Below are 12,300 nucleotides of genomic sequence, written 5' to 3'. Positions count from 1 at the left end.
AACCATGATGCAGTTTTCTCCTTTTACTAGTAAAATTATGTCAATTATATCATATATATTTTATAACATCAATTTTATATTAAAACTATACTTTTTCTTTTTTTAAATATTTGACAAACCAAGATATTGTATTTTCCCATGATATAACCGTTTCATAATATATATCATCTGTTTTATTCTTTTTATAACGGAGATTTGGAAGATATGGAATTGTATTCATATGTCCTAACTCTGTGGTTAATACAATATTCTTTTCGCTAGATCTTATATTTTTCATAATATTGATTGAAGCTCTATAAGAATCCCATATTTCATCTTTTGTAGATGTAATTAATAGAAGAGGGCAAGTGATGTTTTTTATATCTATAACTCCAGAATTATCAGTACTTGATTTTTTTATTAACATATTCATAATAAAATCCTTTATCTTAAATGGTTTATATTCTATTTCTTCACCACCATATGTCCAAGAAGAATGCTTAGAATTTCTTTTTCCTTTTAATCCTTCATAAACCCTGTCACTTGGAGAATTTAAAACTGCACATCTAATAGCATTGTATTTAGATAGAAACATTAATCCATACTCAGCACCCTTTGACCTACCATAAATTCCAATTTTGGAAGAATCAACAAAAGATAGCTTTTGTAGATACTTTAATGCCTCATCAATATTTTCAAGTGGTATTCTATCTAAATTTGAATTTTGGTTATTCATCCCAAAATAACTTATAGCTAATGTTGTAAAGCCATGATTAGCTAATAACATCGCAATGTTTTGTGCTTTTTCAATTCCTCCATCACTACCTGATAATACTATAATAGCCGGCTTTTTATTATTATCATTTTCATAAAACAATCTTCCTTGCCAATTTTTTCTGATTATATCATAATAATCTATATTAAAATCTTTATAAAATCTATTAAAGGTTGTTTTAGCAAGTAATTTTTCATCCGACATAATTGAAATTTGATAAGTAACAACATCATTTAAAGGTAATTTTTTTAAGTCTCTAATACGTTTTTTATTAGTGATTGATACAGCTTTGAGAGATTCAAATAACCCCATATTTCTAAAACCTATATAATCTCCACCTTTAGACGGTGATTTTTTAAGAGATACAGTACCATTTGAATCACTGAGAAAAACAGCCTCAGCCCTCCAAAGCGTATTTTCTGACCAACTCATAGGAGCATTGATATTGTAAAAACAACTTGTTTCTAAAATAATTTTAACTTCTTCAAATCTTTTTAGTCCTTGAATACATATATTAATCTTTGAATCCATAATTTTATTACTATCTTCGATTATTATTTTACAGCTCATCATATCCCTCCCAAACAATTACAATATCAGACATTAACTCACTTAATTGTTCAAAAAAATAATCATCATATTTACTAAAAATTATCTTCAAATTTTTTTCAATTTTTTTATGCTCTTCATCGTGTTTAGCACATACTATTTGTCCCTTTGTGGTTAGCTCAAGCACAATACTTTTCTTATTAATCTTATTTTTTTTGACACATTCTTTTTTTTCCAATATATTAACTACTTGCGAAATTGCACTTCGGCTTATATTTAATTTTTCAGCATATTCAACAAGTGTATAATTAGGATTATGTTCAGCCATTTTTAATAAATGTACTTCTGATAAATTTAAGTCAAAAATTTTATGTTGTTTGTATTCTAAACTATGATATAACCTTATGAAATTTTGAAAATCATATAAAAATTTTTCATAATTCATTTTATCATCTCCTTTTGTTAACCTACTTAACAAAATAACATAATTATCCAAAAATGTCAACTACATATTAATATTATATTATTATTTTCATGCTATTTTTTCTAATCATCCAAATATTTTATGATTTTTACCTATTATATTATATTACTTTCCTACTTTAGATTATATTATAAAAAAAGAGGATTCTCAAAATTTATACAAAGAGATCCTCTATAAATTCAAATTTATTTTATTATATTTTGACTATTTTCTAAAAATAGAAATCGGAACAAAATTTATAAAAATAGATATAACTATACAAATCAATACATTCTTAGCATTACTTTGCATAAACTCTAAAAACATACTCCAATTTCCGTTGGTAAAATAAAATTTATAAATTATGGCAGAATGAATAAAATTTATAGAGCATACTGCTGCTAGTAATAAACTTAACCTTTTAAAACCTATGAAATTTTCATCTTTATATTCCTTAATACGACCTATTATTGCAACAATAACTCCTACAATTGCGATTATTAACCACATAACTACCTCCTTAAATTCTATTTTCCTTAATATTCTATATTTTACCTTATATTTATTGATATTTCAAATATAAAAAAAACAGTAAATCATATTGACTTACTGTTAAACTGCTATATTTTAGCTTAAACAAAATCAAATTTATAAATCTCTACGCAAATAAATCATATCAACCAATTGGATACCATCTTCATATATTGGGTGATTATAATTTTCCGTAAAAAAATTTTTGACAGTATGGGAGCGAAAAAATCCACATTTTACATAAAAATCAATAGTTTTAGGACTATCTCCCGTGCCAACTTGTAATGTAGAAAATTGATTTTTATATTTAGTAACAACAAAATCAATCAGAATTTTTCCATAACCCATTCTTTGAAAATTAGGGTTTGTAGCAATGTTCTTTATTTCAAGAACTCCATTTCCCTCATCAGTAACTACACATTCAGATTTAACACCATTATCATCTAAAACAAACATTATTCCTCTATCAATATATTTATCAATCATATCTTCTTGTTCATCAGCAAGAAGCAGAAGTTCCATATACTGCTTTTTATTTTTTCTAATTTCCAATATCTTCATAAATTTATCCTACAATCTCAACTTATTTTATCTATTATATTCATCATCAAATGATTATATATCCTTAGAGCAATCATATTGTATTTTTTGTAATTTTAATTATATATATTTTTCAAACCTCGATTGTTCAATTACCTTATCTCCAAGTAAAGTAATTGCTTTTTGTGGACATAGACTTATACATCTGTAACACATTGTACATTTATTTTCAGGGATAGCTTTTTTATCTTTGATGTGAATATTTTTCATCGGACAAACCCTACTACATAAACCACAACCATTACAATCATCGCTTATTTTTAATTTATCGGTATATCCCATAGTTTTTCGATAAAACCATAGCCTTTGCCCAAAAAGTCCCTTCATATGTGCAATGAAAGATAGTCCTTCTCTTGGATATCTTCCCTGCTTAATCTGTTCTGCAACTTCTTCTAATCTTTCATCAGCATTTTTTACGATTTGTCTGTTTTCTTTAATATCTTTTTTCAACAGCTTACTGTCGCAAACGGAATCGGGCATTTTTATCTGTATGCCTCCCAGAATTTCTGCTCCATATTTTTTAAAAATTCTTGCAGTACATCCCGTTCCATCCCCACTGAAAAGTCCCATTGTATTTATACAAAAAACATTTTTCCCTTCCAAAGCGAACAATTTTTCATAATAAAATCTCGTACCATAAAAGGCGCATTAGAAAATTGAGTTGGATAGCCTAAAAAAATTACATCCTCTTTCTTTAATAAATCTATAATCTGTGGATTTTCCAAAGGAAGACATTTTGATTTATCATCTATCAAATATACAAGTTTTTCAACACAATGTTTAGTATTTCCAGTTCCACTTAGATAAATGCCTATCATATATTCCTCCTTTAAATCCAATCTATCAATTCTACTTTTCTATATTAGCTAAAAATTCTTCCACTTTTTCCAAATATTCTTTCGGCTTATCTCCATGAATATTATGCATAGAATCAAATCCTTCAACTAAAATACTACCTTTAATCAATTCTTTAACACGCTTTGCATCTTTTTCATCCATTGCAGAAATCAGAAGTCCATCTTCATTATAATAAGAAGGAGCTGTATTTTTTGGTGGTTTTACATGTAATATACAAGTAGGAACAGTAATTTCTTTCAACAATTCTTCTTGTTTTATTCCCTTAAAGAAACTGAAATCATAAAATGCATCTCCAAATCTTAAGTCATAATCACCAGTTTTATCTTGTAAATTCGCTGTTAATTGAAGTAAGGTATTTACTCCTAACTTTGGCGGATAATACCAAATAATTGGTATTTTAGTATTATCCTTTTGAAATCTTTTCATTGCAGGTTTAGCCACAATTTTATCCCAATTATCTTTTCCGCCCTCATTAAACAATTTTCGCATCGGATCATTTTTTAGATAATGTTCAAAATAAGTAGTATTAGGTTTTTCAGTTAAATAATTGTGAATATTTTCGAAAGTTTTATAAGAAAATGTGTTTTCAGCACGTCCTTTTTCTGTTGCAAAAAATGGTCCGTCTTCCAAAATAATCGCCTTTACATTTTGTGGAAATTTAGCACCGATATATGCAGTAATTAAGGCACCTGAAGAATGCCCCGAAATAATTGTTTTTTCTCCAATTTTTTCTTGAATAAATGATGCAATATCATTTCCTATGCTTTCAATATTATATAAATCAGGATTTTTACTTGACTTTCCATGTCCATAATAATCAAGTGCAAATACATGATACTTTTTTACTAATTCAGGAAACACAGTACGATAATCTTTCCAATCTACCATTTGTCCATGTAATAATAAAATAGCCGGACCATTATTTGGACCTTCAACATAATTTATTACATTTCCATTTTTTAGATTAAATTGTTTTTCTTCCAAGCCTAAACTTGAAGCCTTGTTCTTCCTGAACTTTTCACCTGAATAGTCATAATTTAGATTATAAATTGCATATATTACAATAAAAACAACTACAACTAAAACTAATATCACTATAAATTTTAATATCTTAATCTTCTTCACTTAAATCACCTTGAATATTCATCAAAACTTTTGTTGCAACATCTCCATTCATAATGGCTAACCCTCTTCTTTCATCTCCAAGAATTAACAAATTATCTCCAGTTTCTATGGAGAAAATTTTTCTTGCCTCTTTTGGAATAACAATCTGTCCCTTAGTTCCTACCTTCGCAGTCCATGCATGTAGTTTTCCATCTTTTTTACTTTTCATATCTACCTCCGTATAATAAGTATGTTTATTCATACTTATTATACTACTTTAAGATTTATAAATCAAATTTAAACAAAAAACAGTAGATTTTAATTTCTACTGTTTAAATAAATTTATCTTCTTTAAATATTTTCTCTTTTTATAAGCAGATAGCTCTTTTATTGCAATGTTTAAAGATAGCTTTGATTTTCCTTTTTCTTTTAAAGAACCTACTAAGACGATTTTTTGTTCAGGTAATTTTAGTATATATGTAGTATATAAAATTGCCTGTGGTTGTGGAAATTTAATCTCCAATTCTCCCTTTTGGATTTTAATTTTTTCATTTCTCATTTTTAAAATTGCATAATCATCGTATAGCTCAAGCTCTGCATCTTCATCTTCTCTACTCCAAAATTTAAAGACAATCCAAAAAGGTACTAACATTGAAATCGGAATTAATCCAAAAATCAAATATACTGCATGCTTAGGATGGTCTTTAAAATATTGTGGCTCATTTGTACTTGCAAATCCTAAATAAATAAGAAACTCATAACAAAGAAGAATTCCTATCACTATTCCTATAATAACCATAATATGTAGCAAAGTTGGAGTGTTTTTGTTATATCTAAAATTTATTTTTCTCATTTTAAATTCTCTTCCTTATATAATATAAAACATTTGTTAATCTATATTTTACATTATATTTAGCAATATTTCAATTTTATTTTATAAAAAACAGCAAGTCAATTTGACTTGCTGTTTAGTAATTTAACTTATACTTGATTACTTTTCAATTATTTTTGATTCTTTACCATTAACCATAATAGCTTGATGATTATTAATAGGACATATCTTCAAATCTGAGAATTTCTTTAAAATAGTAGCAGTAATTTTCTTGAATGGTGAAGTAAGATAATGAGGTAAAACATAGAAATCAATTAAATTGAGTCCATTATCATCAAATTGTGAATAATCTTCTGGTTTTTCGTCCATTATTTCAATATAAGATATACTTGGTGCACATATAACAGAACCAGCTGATTCTCCAATCATAAGTTTACCTTTTTTTAGTTCTTTTTTTAATAATTTATCAACTCCTGTTTTACGCAATTGGTCAATAAGGAAAAATGAATTACCACCTGTAAAATAGATAATATCCGTTTCTTCAAATACAGCTTCTATTGTTTTAAAATCTTCCTTTGAAATATCAATTTCTGTTAGATTTGCTCCCATTTTTTTAAATAGTTTTCTTGCTGACCCTACATAACCAGTATAACCCTCATTTATTGAAGCTGTTGGAATAAAAACTACTTTTTTATTTTCAATTTCTTCTTTAATTAAATTCCCAACTTGAGAAAAATGTGAACATAAAAATAAATTCATACTTATACCCTCCTAAAATTTTAATACAAGATTATAATTATAGTTTACACTTTATATTTTACATTATATAATCTAATATTTCAATTAATTCCACAAAAAATAGGACTATGAATTTAGATTCACAGTCCTTTGTTTTAAAAAATTATTTTCTTGATGCTTCAAATATACTTTGAATTGAGCTGTCTAACATTTTGTCAAATTCTTCCCAAGTTTGATTTACATTAAGTCCTTCTGATAAAGCTCTTGAAAAACTTGCGATAACTCCGTGATTTTTAGCAAGAATTTCATTTGATTCTTCTCTTGAGTACCCGCCAGAAAGAGCAACAACTCTAACAACTCTTTTATGGTCAACTAATTCTTTGTAGAAGTTAGGAATAGTTGGTAAAGTAAGTTTTAACATTACTTCTTGTCCTTCTTCTAATTTATCAAGTTCTTTTAAAATTTCTCTTTTTAAAATTTCTTCGCATTTTTCTTTTTCTGCTGAATTTATATCAACTTCAGGTTCAACAATTGGAACAAGTCCACCTGCGATAATTTGCTTTGCAAAGTCGAATTGTTGAGCAACTACTTCTTTGATAGCTTCTTCATTTGCTTTTTTAATTACTGAACGCATTTTTGTTCCGAAAACTCCATATTCAACACCTTTTTTTACAGTTTCAGCTAAATTTGGAATTTCTTTCATAAGTTGAATACCATTTTTTTCTTCTGCTAAGCCCTTATCAACTTTTAAAAATGAAACTATGCCTTTTTCATTCCATAAATAATCCGGAGTGAATTTACCGTTAACTTTTCTTTCCATTGTCATTTCAAATAAAATCGCCCCTAATATACGTTCTTTAGTAAAAGCCTTTGAAGTAACAATTCTTGTACGCATTTCGTGAATTAAATCAAACATTTCAGCTTCATTTGTATAAGCATCTTCACTTACACCATATAATCTAAGTGCTTTCGGTGTACTTCCACCACTTTGATCCAAAGCCGCTATAAAACCTTCATCGTTTTTGATTCTGTTAAATTTTTGTAAATCCATATCTTCGCTCCTTAAAAATTATTAAGTAAATTTTACTCTAGCTATATTTTATCATATTTAAAGTAATTTAACAAACTCATAAATCATTTATTTTTTAATATTTTTTTACTTAATTGGTATAAAAAAGCAACTATCATCTTGATAATTGCCTTTTAATAATTTATTTACATTTTTAATATACTCTCAGTTAAAACTTTTGAAAAATTTATACCCAACCTTGTTCCTTTATCATTCGCCCATTTAGGTATTGATAAAGTCTTTTTAACTAAAGATGTATCTTTTAGAAATTTTTCTAAATCTATCTTTATTAAAGTAACAAATTCATCATTCTTTGTCTTTACATTTTTTATTGGAGTGGCTTTTGGTAGCTCAATTCCTCTTTCTACATATTCAGATAAAACAAGTCCTAATACTTCTTCTGCCATTGAAATACCAAAAGAAATATCATCGATATTTATTCCTGTATAAGCTTCTTTTATATCTACACTCTCAATAAAATAACCTTGTGGACTTTCTTTTTTAAATACAAATGGATAAACTACAAACATAAAATCACTCCTTAAATTTTCAAATACAGGACTATTTCTTTAGTCCTGTATCTTTTAAGATTCTCTGCTCAAGACCTTTTCCTAAATCTTGGTTAGCATGAACCGGCACTACAATTATTGCACCATCTTTTTCTAAAATATGATGCGAGCCCTCTTGCCTTAATTCTTTCCAACCATTTTTCTTTAGGAGCTTAAGCATTTCTTTCCCAGTAAGTGGCATGTGCACTCTACCTCCTTACGTAATATATTGTAACACGTATTATTACGTAAGTCAAGTTTTTGTATATAAATCTATTTATATTTGATTTTATGTAAAAGTATTATTAAAACTAACACAAACGAAATGCTATTTGCAAAAATTAGTGCAAAGTCTTTTATCATCAAACCATGAACAAGCCAAAGAAAAATTCCAGTTGTTTGCATAATGCACATAATTAGTGAAAGAGATTGTGTATTTTTATCTTTTATTATCTTTATAACTTGAGGTGCAAATGCAAAAGTTGTAAGACAAGCGGCCACTATTCCTATCATATTACCTCCTAATATTTCATTTTAAAATTTTACCACATTTTGAACATAAAATACAACTTGACAAATGATTTTATTTATTATAGTATAGACTAAATAATTAGTATTTTTGGAGGTTAATATGGAATATAAAACACTTTTTCCCGAATTTGAATCATTCGACAAAGGACATCTAAAGGTTGATGATGTTCATGAAGTATATTATGAACAATCAGGAAATCCAAATGGAGCTCCTGTAGTATTTGTTCACGGTGGACCAGGTTGTGGTTGTGGAGACAAATCTAAAAGATTTTTAGATCCATCTTTTTATAGAATAGTAACAATTGACCAAAGAGGTTGCGGTAAAAGTAAACCATTTTTGGAATTAAAAGATAATAATACACAAAATCTTGCAAAGGATATGGAAAAGATAAGAGAACATTTAAAGATTGATAAATGGCTTGTCTATGGTGGTTCTTGGGGAACTACTCTTTCCTTATACTATGCGGAAAATTATCCACAAAGTGTTGTAGGTTTAATTCTAAGAGGAATTTTCTTGGGAAGAGATGAGGATATTAAGTGGTTGTATCAAGGTGGAGCAGGAATGTTCTTCCCAGAAGCTTTTGAAATCTTTAAATCTCCTTTTAACGAAGAAGAGAGAAAAGATTATGTTCAAAGTTATTACAAATACTTAACTTCAGATGACTATGAAACAAAGAGAAAATACGGGAAATCTTTCAGTGCTTTTGAAAATTCTGTTGTTGCTCTTGAACCGAGAGTTATTTCAGAAGAAATTACTGATGAAGATATTTCAATGGCGATTATGGAATGCCACTACTTTGTAAATCATTGTTTCTTTGAAGAAAATTACATTTTAAATAATGTTGAAAAAATAAAAGATATTCCTACAATAATTGTTCATGGCAGATATGATGTAGATTGCAGACCTGTTGGAGCTTATTTATTGCATGAAAAACTAAATAATTCAAAATTGATTTTCCCTATCTCAGGTCATACTTCTTTCGATCCTGCAATGACTCACGAGCTTATTTTAGCACAAGAGGAATTTAAAAAACTTTTTTAGATTTTTCTAAATAAAGGAGGTAGCTATGGAAACAAAGAACAAAAATTTACCAAAAATAGTTTTTACACTATCTTTGATTTCATTTTTAATTACCGTATTACTATATTCTGTAAATTATCTTACAGATTTGGCGAATGATATAGAGGGAATATATTTTTTAGTACTATATGTATCAACTCTTATTTTACTTGGATTTTCAATGTATTTTACAAGAAAATTAAGTAAAATTTACTCTATAATAAGTGTAATTCTTTTCTTAATTACATTTAATATTAAACATATAATGACTTTTTTATTGGTTTTAGGCGGTAAAATATGAAAAAAGAAAATTTATCAATAATACTATTTTTAATTGGTGCTATAGTAGAAATAATTTTGTTACTATATGTAAAATCCTTTAAAACAGGACAAGGAATTCACCTACCACATTATATTGGATATTTAGGATTCTTTTTCCCACAATTAGTCGGAGCGGTAGGTGCTTATTTTTCAAGATATTCAAAAAAAGTCGGATTGTGGTTGTTTTTAAATTTGGGATTAATATGCTCAACTGCATACTTCTACATATCCTATCTTGAAGTAATTGATTAGGAGATAATATGTTAAAAAATGATTATATAATGAGAAAAATTGAAGAATGGATAAGTATGATTTTAGAATTTGTCTTTAAAATCGATAAAAATTCTTCACCTGAAAAACTATTAAAATTAGAAGCAAGTAAGGAAATTTTAAAAGACTTAAAATTAAAAATCGACAATGGAAATATAAATGAAGCTGAAGATGCTTTATTTGAAATGTTGAAATACAAAACACAAGACAGCTTGTTAATGGGTCTCCTTTTTTACTCATATCTCAACGAAAAGGATTCAAAATTTTTAAATGAAAATAATTTTGAAAGAGATGAAATAAAAACAGGAATAAAAGACTTGCTAAACGAGTTTAATATGAATAATTTATCAGAATTAATTTAACTAGGAGCTGACTATTATGGTCAGCTTTTAGTTAGATTAGTAAAAACTGGAGTATAAAAAGATTTCTATTTTTAATATTAATATAATTTAATGCAAGTAAGGAGATAAAATGAAAAAGAAATATATTTTTGGGTTAATAATAATTTTAATATTTGGTGTTTTTATGGCATTTCGTATAAATAAAGATTGGACTAAATATAAAGAAGAATTTAGAGAAAGACAAGAGAAAATTGTCCTATATTTTGTAAATCATTTTGAATTAGAAAATGGTGAAGAAATTAAAGAAATAAAAGTTTTAAGTTTTAGAAAACATCATATGACTGGATATTGGAATTGTTCCCTTTTAATAAACGGAAAATATCATGCTAGTGTTTCAGAAAATGACAGAACAAGAAAAATTGATGGTGCATCTTACGATAAAGAAATTGAATCAATAAAGCCCCCAAAAAATATTACAAAATTAGAAATAAAAGTAGAATATTTAGAGGATTAGATTATGAAAAAATATATTTTTGGGTTGATTGTTTAATGCAAACAGCAAAAAAGCTTCAAAAATTTTATAGAAAATAAAAAGCTTCACGTCATAATACTTAGCAAATAAAATTTTCCAACACGTCATTTCGACCGAAACGGAACGTAGTGAAGTGAAGCGAATCTAGCCCTAACTTTGTTTACTTGTAAGCAAAAGTAGGTCTGACGTGGTAATTGTATCTTTAGATACAATTATACTGGAAATCTCATAAAGCCCTATTAAACATAGTATTTCTATATTCATTTTTACTCAAATTAAAGTATGATATTTCGACCTAGTATGTATCTTCGATACATTTACTTTTGATTGTAAACAATCAAAAGTATGAGATCTCTCCGCGTTGGTCGAGATGACGTTTAAGGAAATAACTTAGATTAACAGCTAGACGTTAAAGGTAAATAAACTTAAAAAAGTACTAAATCCAAAAGACAAATAAAATCCTTTGAGGATTAGTTTATCTATGATATAATAATTATAGACGTATTTTAGATTTATTTTGAAATAGGGAGATATAAAATGAAAAAGATATATATTATAGGCTTAGTTATAATTTTAATAGGAGGTGTTTTTATGGCTTTTAGTTTAAATGGAAATAGAGAAAAGCACAAAGAAGAATTTAGAGAAAGGCAAGAAAGACTTGCCCTATATTTTGTAAATAATTACGAATTATCAAATGGTGAAGAAATTAAAGAAATAAAAGTTTTAAGTTTAACAAAATATCATATGGCAGGGTATTGGGCTTGTGATCTTTTAATAAATGGAAAATATTATGCTACTGTTTCAGAAATTTACGAAACAAAAGAAATTACTAGTGTCAATTATCATGATGAAGAATTTAAAAGAGTAAAACCTCCAAAAAACAACACTAAATTAGAAGCAAAGATAGAGTATTTTGAGGATTAGAATATGAGTGATGTAAAGATTACAGATTTTGATTATAAAGAAATTTCATACGAAGTTTATAGGGTTAGAAAAACCAAAAAAGGCAATAAGAACCCTTATAAAAAGGGAGATAAAATAGAAATACCTAATAAAGATTTCAAAGTCTTAGAAGTACTAGACCATGAAAACGGAATGCAAGCAATGGCAGTAGCTCCAATTATAAATGGAAAAGTGGATACAAAACATATTGTAATTGCTTATGCAGGAACTGATGAATGGAATGATATTGAAACAGA

At 27.2% G+C, this 12,300-nt stretch carries 21 protein-coding genes; 7 read left to right on the top strand and 14 right to left on the bottom strand.

The window, feature by feature from the left end:
• Nucleotides 1–85: 85 nt before the first annotated feature.
• From VJI93_RS06285 to VJI93_RS06220, 14 genes are all read right to left on the bottom strand, one after another.
• Nucleotides 86–1,324, bottom strand: a complete 1,239-nt coding sequence (locus VJI93_RS06285; RefSeq protein ID WP_324000036.1) for an acyl-CoA thioesterase/bile acid-CoA:amino acid N-acyltransferase family protein — start codon at nt 1,322–1,324, stop codon at nt 86–88.
• A complete protein-coding gene (locus tag VJI93_RS06280) occupies nt 1,314–1,748 on the bottom strand; it encodes a MarR family transcriptional regulator (RefSeq protein ID WP_324000037.1) in 435 nt (144 codons plus the stop codon). The genes VJI93_RS06285 and VJI93_RS06280 overlap by 11 nt, the downstream gene beginning before the upstream one ends.
• Nucleotides 1,749–1,991: 243 nt before the next feature.
• Nucleotides 1,992–2,276, bottom strand: coding sequence for a hypothetical protein (locus tag VJI93_RS06275; protein ID WP_324000039.1), 285 nt, complete (start codon nt 2,274–2,276; stop codon nt 1,992–1,994).
• 138 nt (nt 2,277–2,414) lie between these two features.
• Nucleotides 2,415–2,858 (bottom strand): GNAT family N-acetyltransferase, encoded by a 444-nt coding sequence (locus VJI93_RS06270; RefSeq protein WP_324000041.1) that lies wholly within the window; start codon nt 2,856–2,858, stop codon nt 2,415–2,417.
• Nucleotides 2,859–2,957: 99 nt separating this feature from the next.
• Nucleotides 2,958–3,467, bottom strand: a complete 510-nt coding sequence (locus tag VJI93_RS06265) for an EFR1 family ferrodoxin (protein WP_324009217.1) — start codon at nt 3,465–3,467, stop codon at nt 2,958–2,960.
• 5 nt (nt 3,468–3,472) lie between these two features.
• Entirely contained in the window at nt 3,473–3,715 is a 243-nt protein-coding gene (locus VJI93_RS06260) for a hypothetical protein (RefSeq protein WP_324000043.1), read from the bottom strand.
• 31 nt (nt 3,716–3,746) lie between these two features.
• Nucleotides 3,747–4,880 (bottom strand): alpha/beta hydrolase, encoded by a 1,134-nt coding sequence (locus VJI93_RS06255; RefSeq protein ID WP_324000045.1) that lies wholly within the window; start codon nt 4,878–4,880, stop codon nt 3,747–3,749.
• Nucleotides 4,867–5,088, bottom strand: a complete 222-nt coding sequence (locus tag VJI93_RS06250; protein ID WP_314939215.1) for an AbrB/MazE/SpoVT family DNA-binding domain-containing protein — start codon at nt 5,086–5,088, stop codon at nt 4,867–4,869. Before VJI93_RS06250 ends, VJI93_RS06255 begins: the two co-directional genes overlap by 14 nt.
• A gap of 96 nt (nt 5,089–5,184) precedes the next feature.
• Nucleotides 5,185–5,712: a hypothetical protein gene (locus tag VJI93_RS06245; RefSeq protein ID WP_324000048.1), complete on the bottom strand. Its 528-nt coding sequence runs from the start codon at nt 5,710–5,712 to the stop codon at nt 5,185–5,187.
• Nucleotides 5,713–5,850: 138 nt separating this feature from the next.
• Nucleotides 5,851–6,450, bottom strand: coding sequence for a Type 1 glutamine amidotransferase-like domain-containing protein (locus tag VJI93_RS06240; RefSeq protein ID WP_324000050.1), 600 nt, complete (start codon nt 6,448–6,450; stop codon nt 5,851–5,853).
• Between the two features lie 142 nt (nt 6,451–6,592).
• The gene (locus VJI93_RS06235; RefSeq protein WP_324000051.1) at nt 6,593–7,480 is read right to left on the bottom strand and encodes a fructose bisphosphate aldolase; all 888 of its coding nucleotides are present in this window, start codon (nt 7,478–7,480) and stop codon (nt 6,593–6,595) included.
• Between the two features lie 164 nt (nt 7,481–7,644).
• Nucleotides 7,645–8,028: a HicB family protein gene (locus VJI93_RS06230; RefSeq protein WP_324000053.1), complete on the bottom strand. Its 384-nt coding sequence runs from the start codon at nt 8,026–8,028 to the stop codon at nt 7,645–7,647.
• 31 nt (nt 8,029–8,059) lie between these two features.
• Nucleotides 8,060–8,248 (bottom strand): type II toxin-antitoxin system HicA family toxin, encoded by a 189-nt coding sequence (locus VJI93_RS06225; RefSeq protein WP_324000054.1) that lies wholly within the window; start codon nt 8,246–8,248, stop codon nt 8,060–8,062.
• Between the two features lie 71 nt (nt 8,249–8,319).
• Nucleotides 8,320–8,559: a SemiSWEET transporter gene (locus tag VJI93_RS06220; RefSeq protein ID WP_324000055.1), complete on the bottom strand. Its 240-nt coding sequence runs from the start codon at nt 8,557–8,559 to the stop codon at nt 8,320–8,322.
• 118 nt (nt 8,560–8,677) lie between these two features.
• Between VJI93_RS06220 and pip the strand changes: the two genes are divergently transcribed.
• The 7 genes from pip to VJI93_RS06185 form a co-directional block, all read left to right on the top strand.
• Nucleotides 8,678–9,619 carry a prolyl aminopeptidase gene (pip, locus tag VJI93_RS06215; RefSeq protein ID WP_324000056.1) on the top strand — a complete coding sequence of 314 codons (942 nt, stop codon included), beginning with the start codon at nt 8,678–8,680 and terminating at the stop codon, nt 9,617–9,619.
• Between the two features lie 25 nt (nt 9,620–9,644).
• A complete protein-coding gene (locus tag VJI93_RS06210) occupies nt 9,645–9,938 on the top strand; it encodes a hypothetical protein (RefSeq protein WP_324000058.1) in 294 nt (97 codons plus the stop codon).
• On the top strand, nt 9,935–10,210 hold the full coding sequence (locus VJI93_RS06205) for a hypothetical protein (protein WP_324000059.1): 276 nt from the start codon (nt 9,935–9,937) through the stop codon (nt 10,208–10,210). Before VJI93_RS06210 ends, VJI93_RS06205 begins: the two co-directional genes overlap by 4 nt.
• A gap of 8 nt (nt 10,211–10,218) precedes the next feature.
• The gene (locus VJI93_RS06200) at nt 10,219–10,590 is read left to right on the top strand and encodes a DUF6483 family protein (protein WP_324000061.1); all 372 of its coding nucleotides are present in this window, start codon (nt 10,219–10,221) and stop codon (nt 10,588–10,590) included.
• A 109-nt stretch (nt 10,591–10,699) separates the two neighbouring features.
• A complete protein-coding gene (locus VJI93_RS06195; protein ID WP_324000063.1) occupies nt 10,700–11,083 on the top strand; it encodes a hypothetical protein in 384 nt (127 codons plus the stop codon).
• Nucleotides 11,084–11,638: 555 nt separating this feature from the next.
• The gene (locus VJI93_RS06190) at nt 11,639–12,025 is read left to right on the top strand and encodes a hypothetical protein (RefSeq protein ID WP_324000064.1); all 387 of its coding nucleotides are present in this window, start codon (nt 11,639–11,641) and stop codon (nt 12,023–12,025) included.
• A 3-nt stretch (nt 12,026–12,028) separates the two neighbouring features.
• Nucleotides 12,029–12,300 (top strand): hypothetical protein (locus VJI93_RS06185; protein ID WP_324000065.1); only part of this gene is annotated, 272 nt, incomplete at its 3' end.

Source organism: Parvimonas sp. M20 (assembly GCF_035282425.1).
GTDB lineage: Bacteria > Bacillota > Clostridia > Tissierellales > Peptoniphilaceae > Parvimonas.
Note: the sequence above shows the minus strand (reverse complement) of the source record. Positions and strands in the feature narration are given on the sequence as shown.

Bases quoted from the DNA above. Each gene is read 5' to 3' on its own strand.
- VJI93_RS06190 (WP_324000064.1), top strand. From the start codon at position 11,639: ATGAAAAAGATATATATTATAGGCTTAGTTATAATTTTAATAGGAGGT.
- VJI93_RS06235 (WP_324000051.1), bottom strand. From the start codon at position 7,480: ATGGATTTACAAAAATTTAACAGAATCAAAAACGATGAAGGTTTTATA.
- VJI93_RS06225 (WP_324000054.1), bottom strand. From the start codon at position 8,248: ATGCCACTTACTGGGAAAGAAATGCTTAAGCTCCTAAAGAAAAATGGT.
- VJI93_RS06280 (WP_324000037.1), bottom strand. From the start codon at position 1,748: ATGAATTATGAAAAATTTTTATATGATTTTCAAAATTTCATAAGGTTA.
- VJI93_RS06240 (WP_324000050.1), bottom strand. From the start codon at position 6,450: ATGAATTTATTTTTATGTTCACATTTTTCTCAAGTTGGGAATTTAATT.
- VJI93_RS06260 (WP_324000043.1), bottom strand. From the start codon at position 3,715: ATGATAGGCATTTATCTAAGTGGAACTGGAAATACTAAACATTGTGTT.
- VJI93_RS06220 (WP_324000055.1), bottom strand. From the start codon at position 8,559: ATGATAGGAATAGTGGCCGCTTGTCTTACAACTTTTGCATTTGCACCT.
- VJI93_RS06210 (WP_324000058.1), top strand. From the start codon at position 9,645: ATGGAAACAAAGAACAAAAATTTACCAAAAATAGTTTTTACACTATCT.
- VJI93_RS06195 (WP_324000063.1), top strand. From the start codon at position 10,700: ATGAAAAAGAAATATATTTTTGGGTTAATAATAATTTTAATATTTGGT.
- VJI93_RS06275 (WP_324000039.1), bottom strand. From the start codon at position 2,276: ATGTGGTTAATAATCGCAATTGTAGGAGTTATTGTTGCAATAATAGGT.
- pip (WP_324000056.1), top strand. From the start codon at position 8,678: ATGGAATATAAAACACTTTTTCCCGAATTTGAATCATTCGACAAAGGA.
- VJI93_RS06230 (WP_324000053.1), bottom strand. From the start codon at position 8,028: ATGTTTGTAGTTTATCCATTTGTATTTAAAAAAGAAAGTCCACAAGGT.
- VJI93_RS06265 (WP_324009217.1), bottom strand. From the start codon at position 3,467: ATGGGACTTTTCAGTGGGGATGGAACGGGATGTACTGCAAGAATTTTT.
- VJI93_RS06200 (WP_324000061.1), top strand. From the start codon at position 10,219: ATGTTAAAAAATGATTATATAATGAGAAAAATTGAAGAATGGATAAGT.
- VJI93_RS06245 (WP_324000048.1), bottom strand. From the start codon at position 5,712: ATGAGAAAAATAAATTTTAGATATAACAAAAACACTCCAACTTTGCTA.
- VJI93_RS06205 (WP_324000059.1), top strand. From the start codon at position 9,935: ATGAAAAAAGAAAATTTATCAATAATACTATTTTTAATTGGTGCTATA.
- VJI93_RS06270 (WP_324000041.1), bottom strand. From the start codon at position 2,858: ATGAAGATATTGGAAATTAGAAAAAATAAAAAGCAGTATATGGAACTT.
- VJI93_RS06285 (WP_324000036.1), bottom strand. From the start codon at position 1,324: ATGAGCTGTAAAATAATAATCGAAGATAGTAATAAAATTATGGATTCA.
- VJI93_RS06250 (WP_314939215.1), bottom strand. From the start codon at position 5,088: ATGAAAAGTAAAAAAGATGGAAAACTACATGCATGGACTGCGAAGGTA.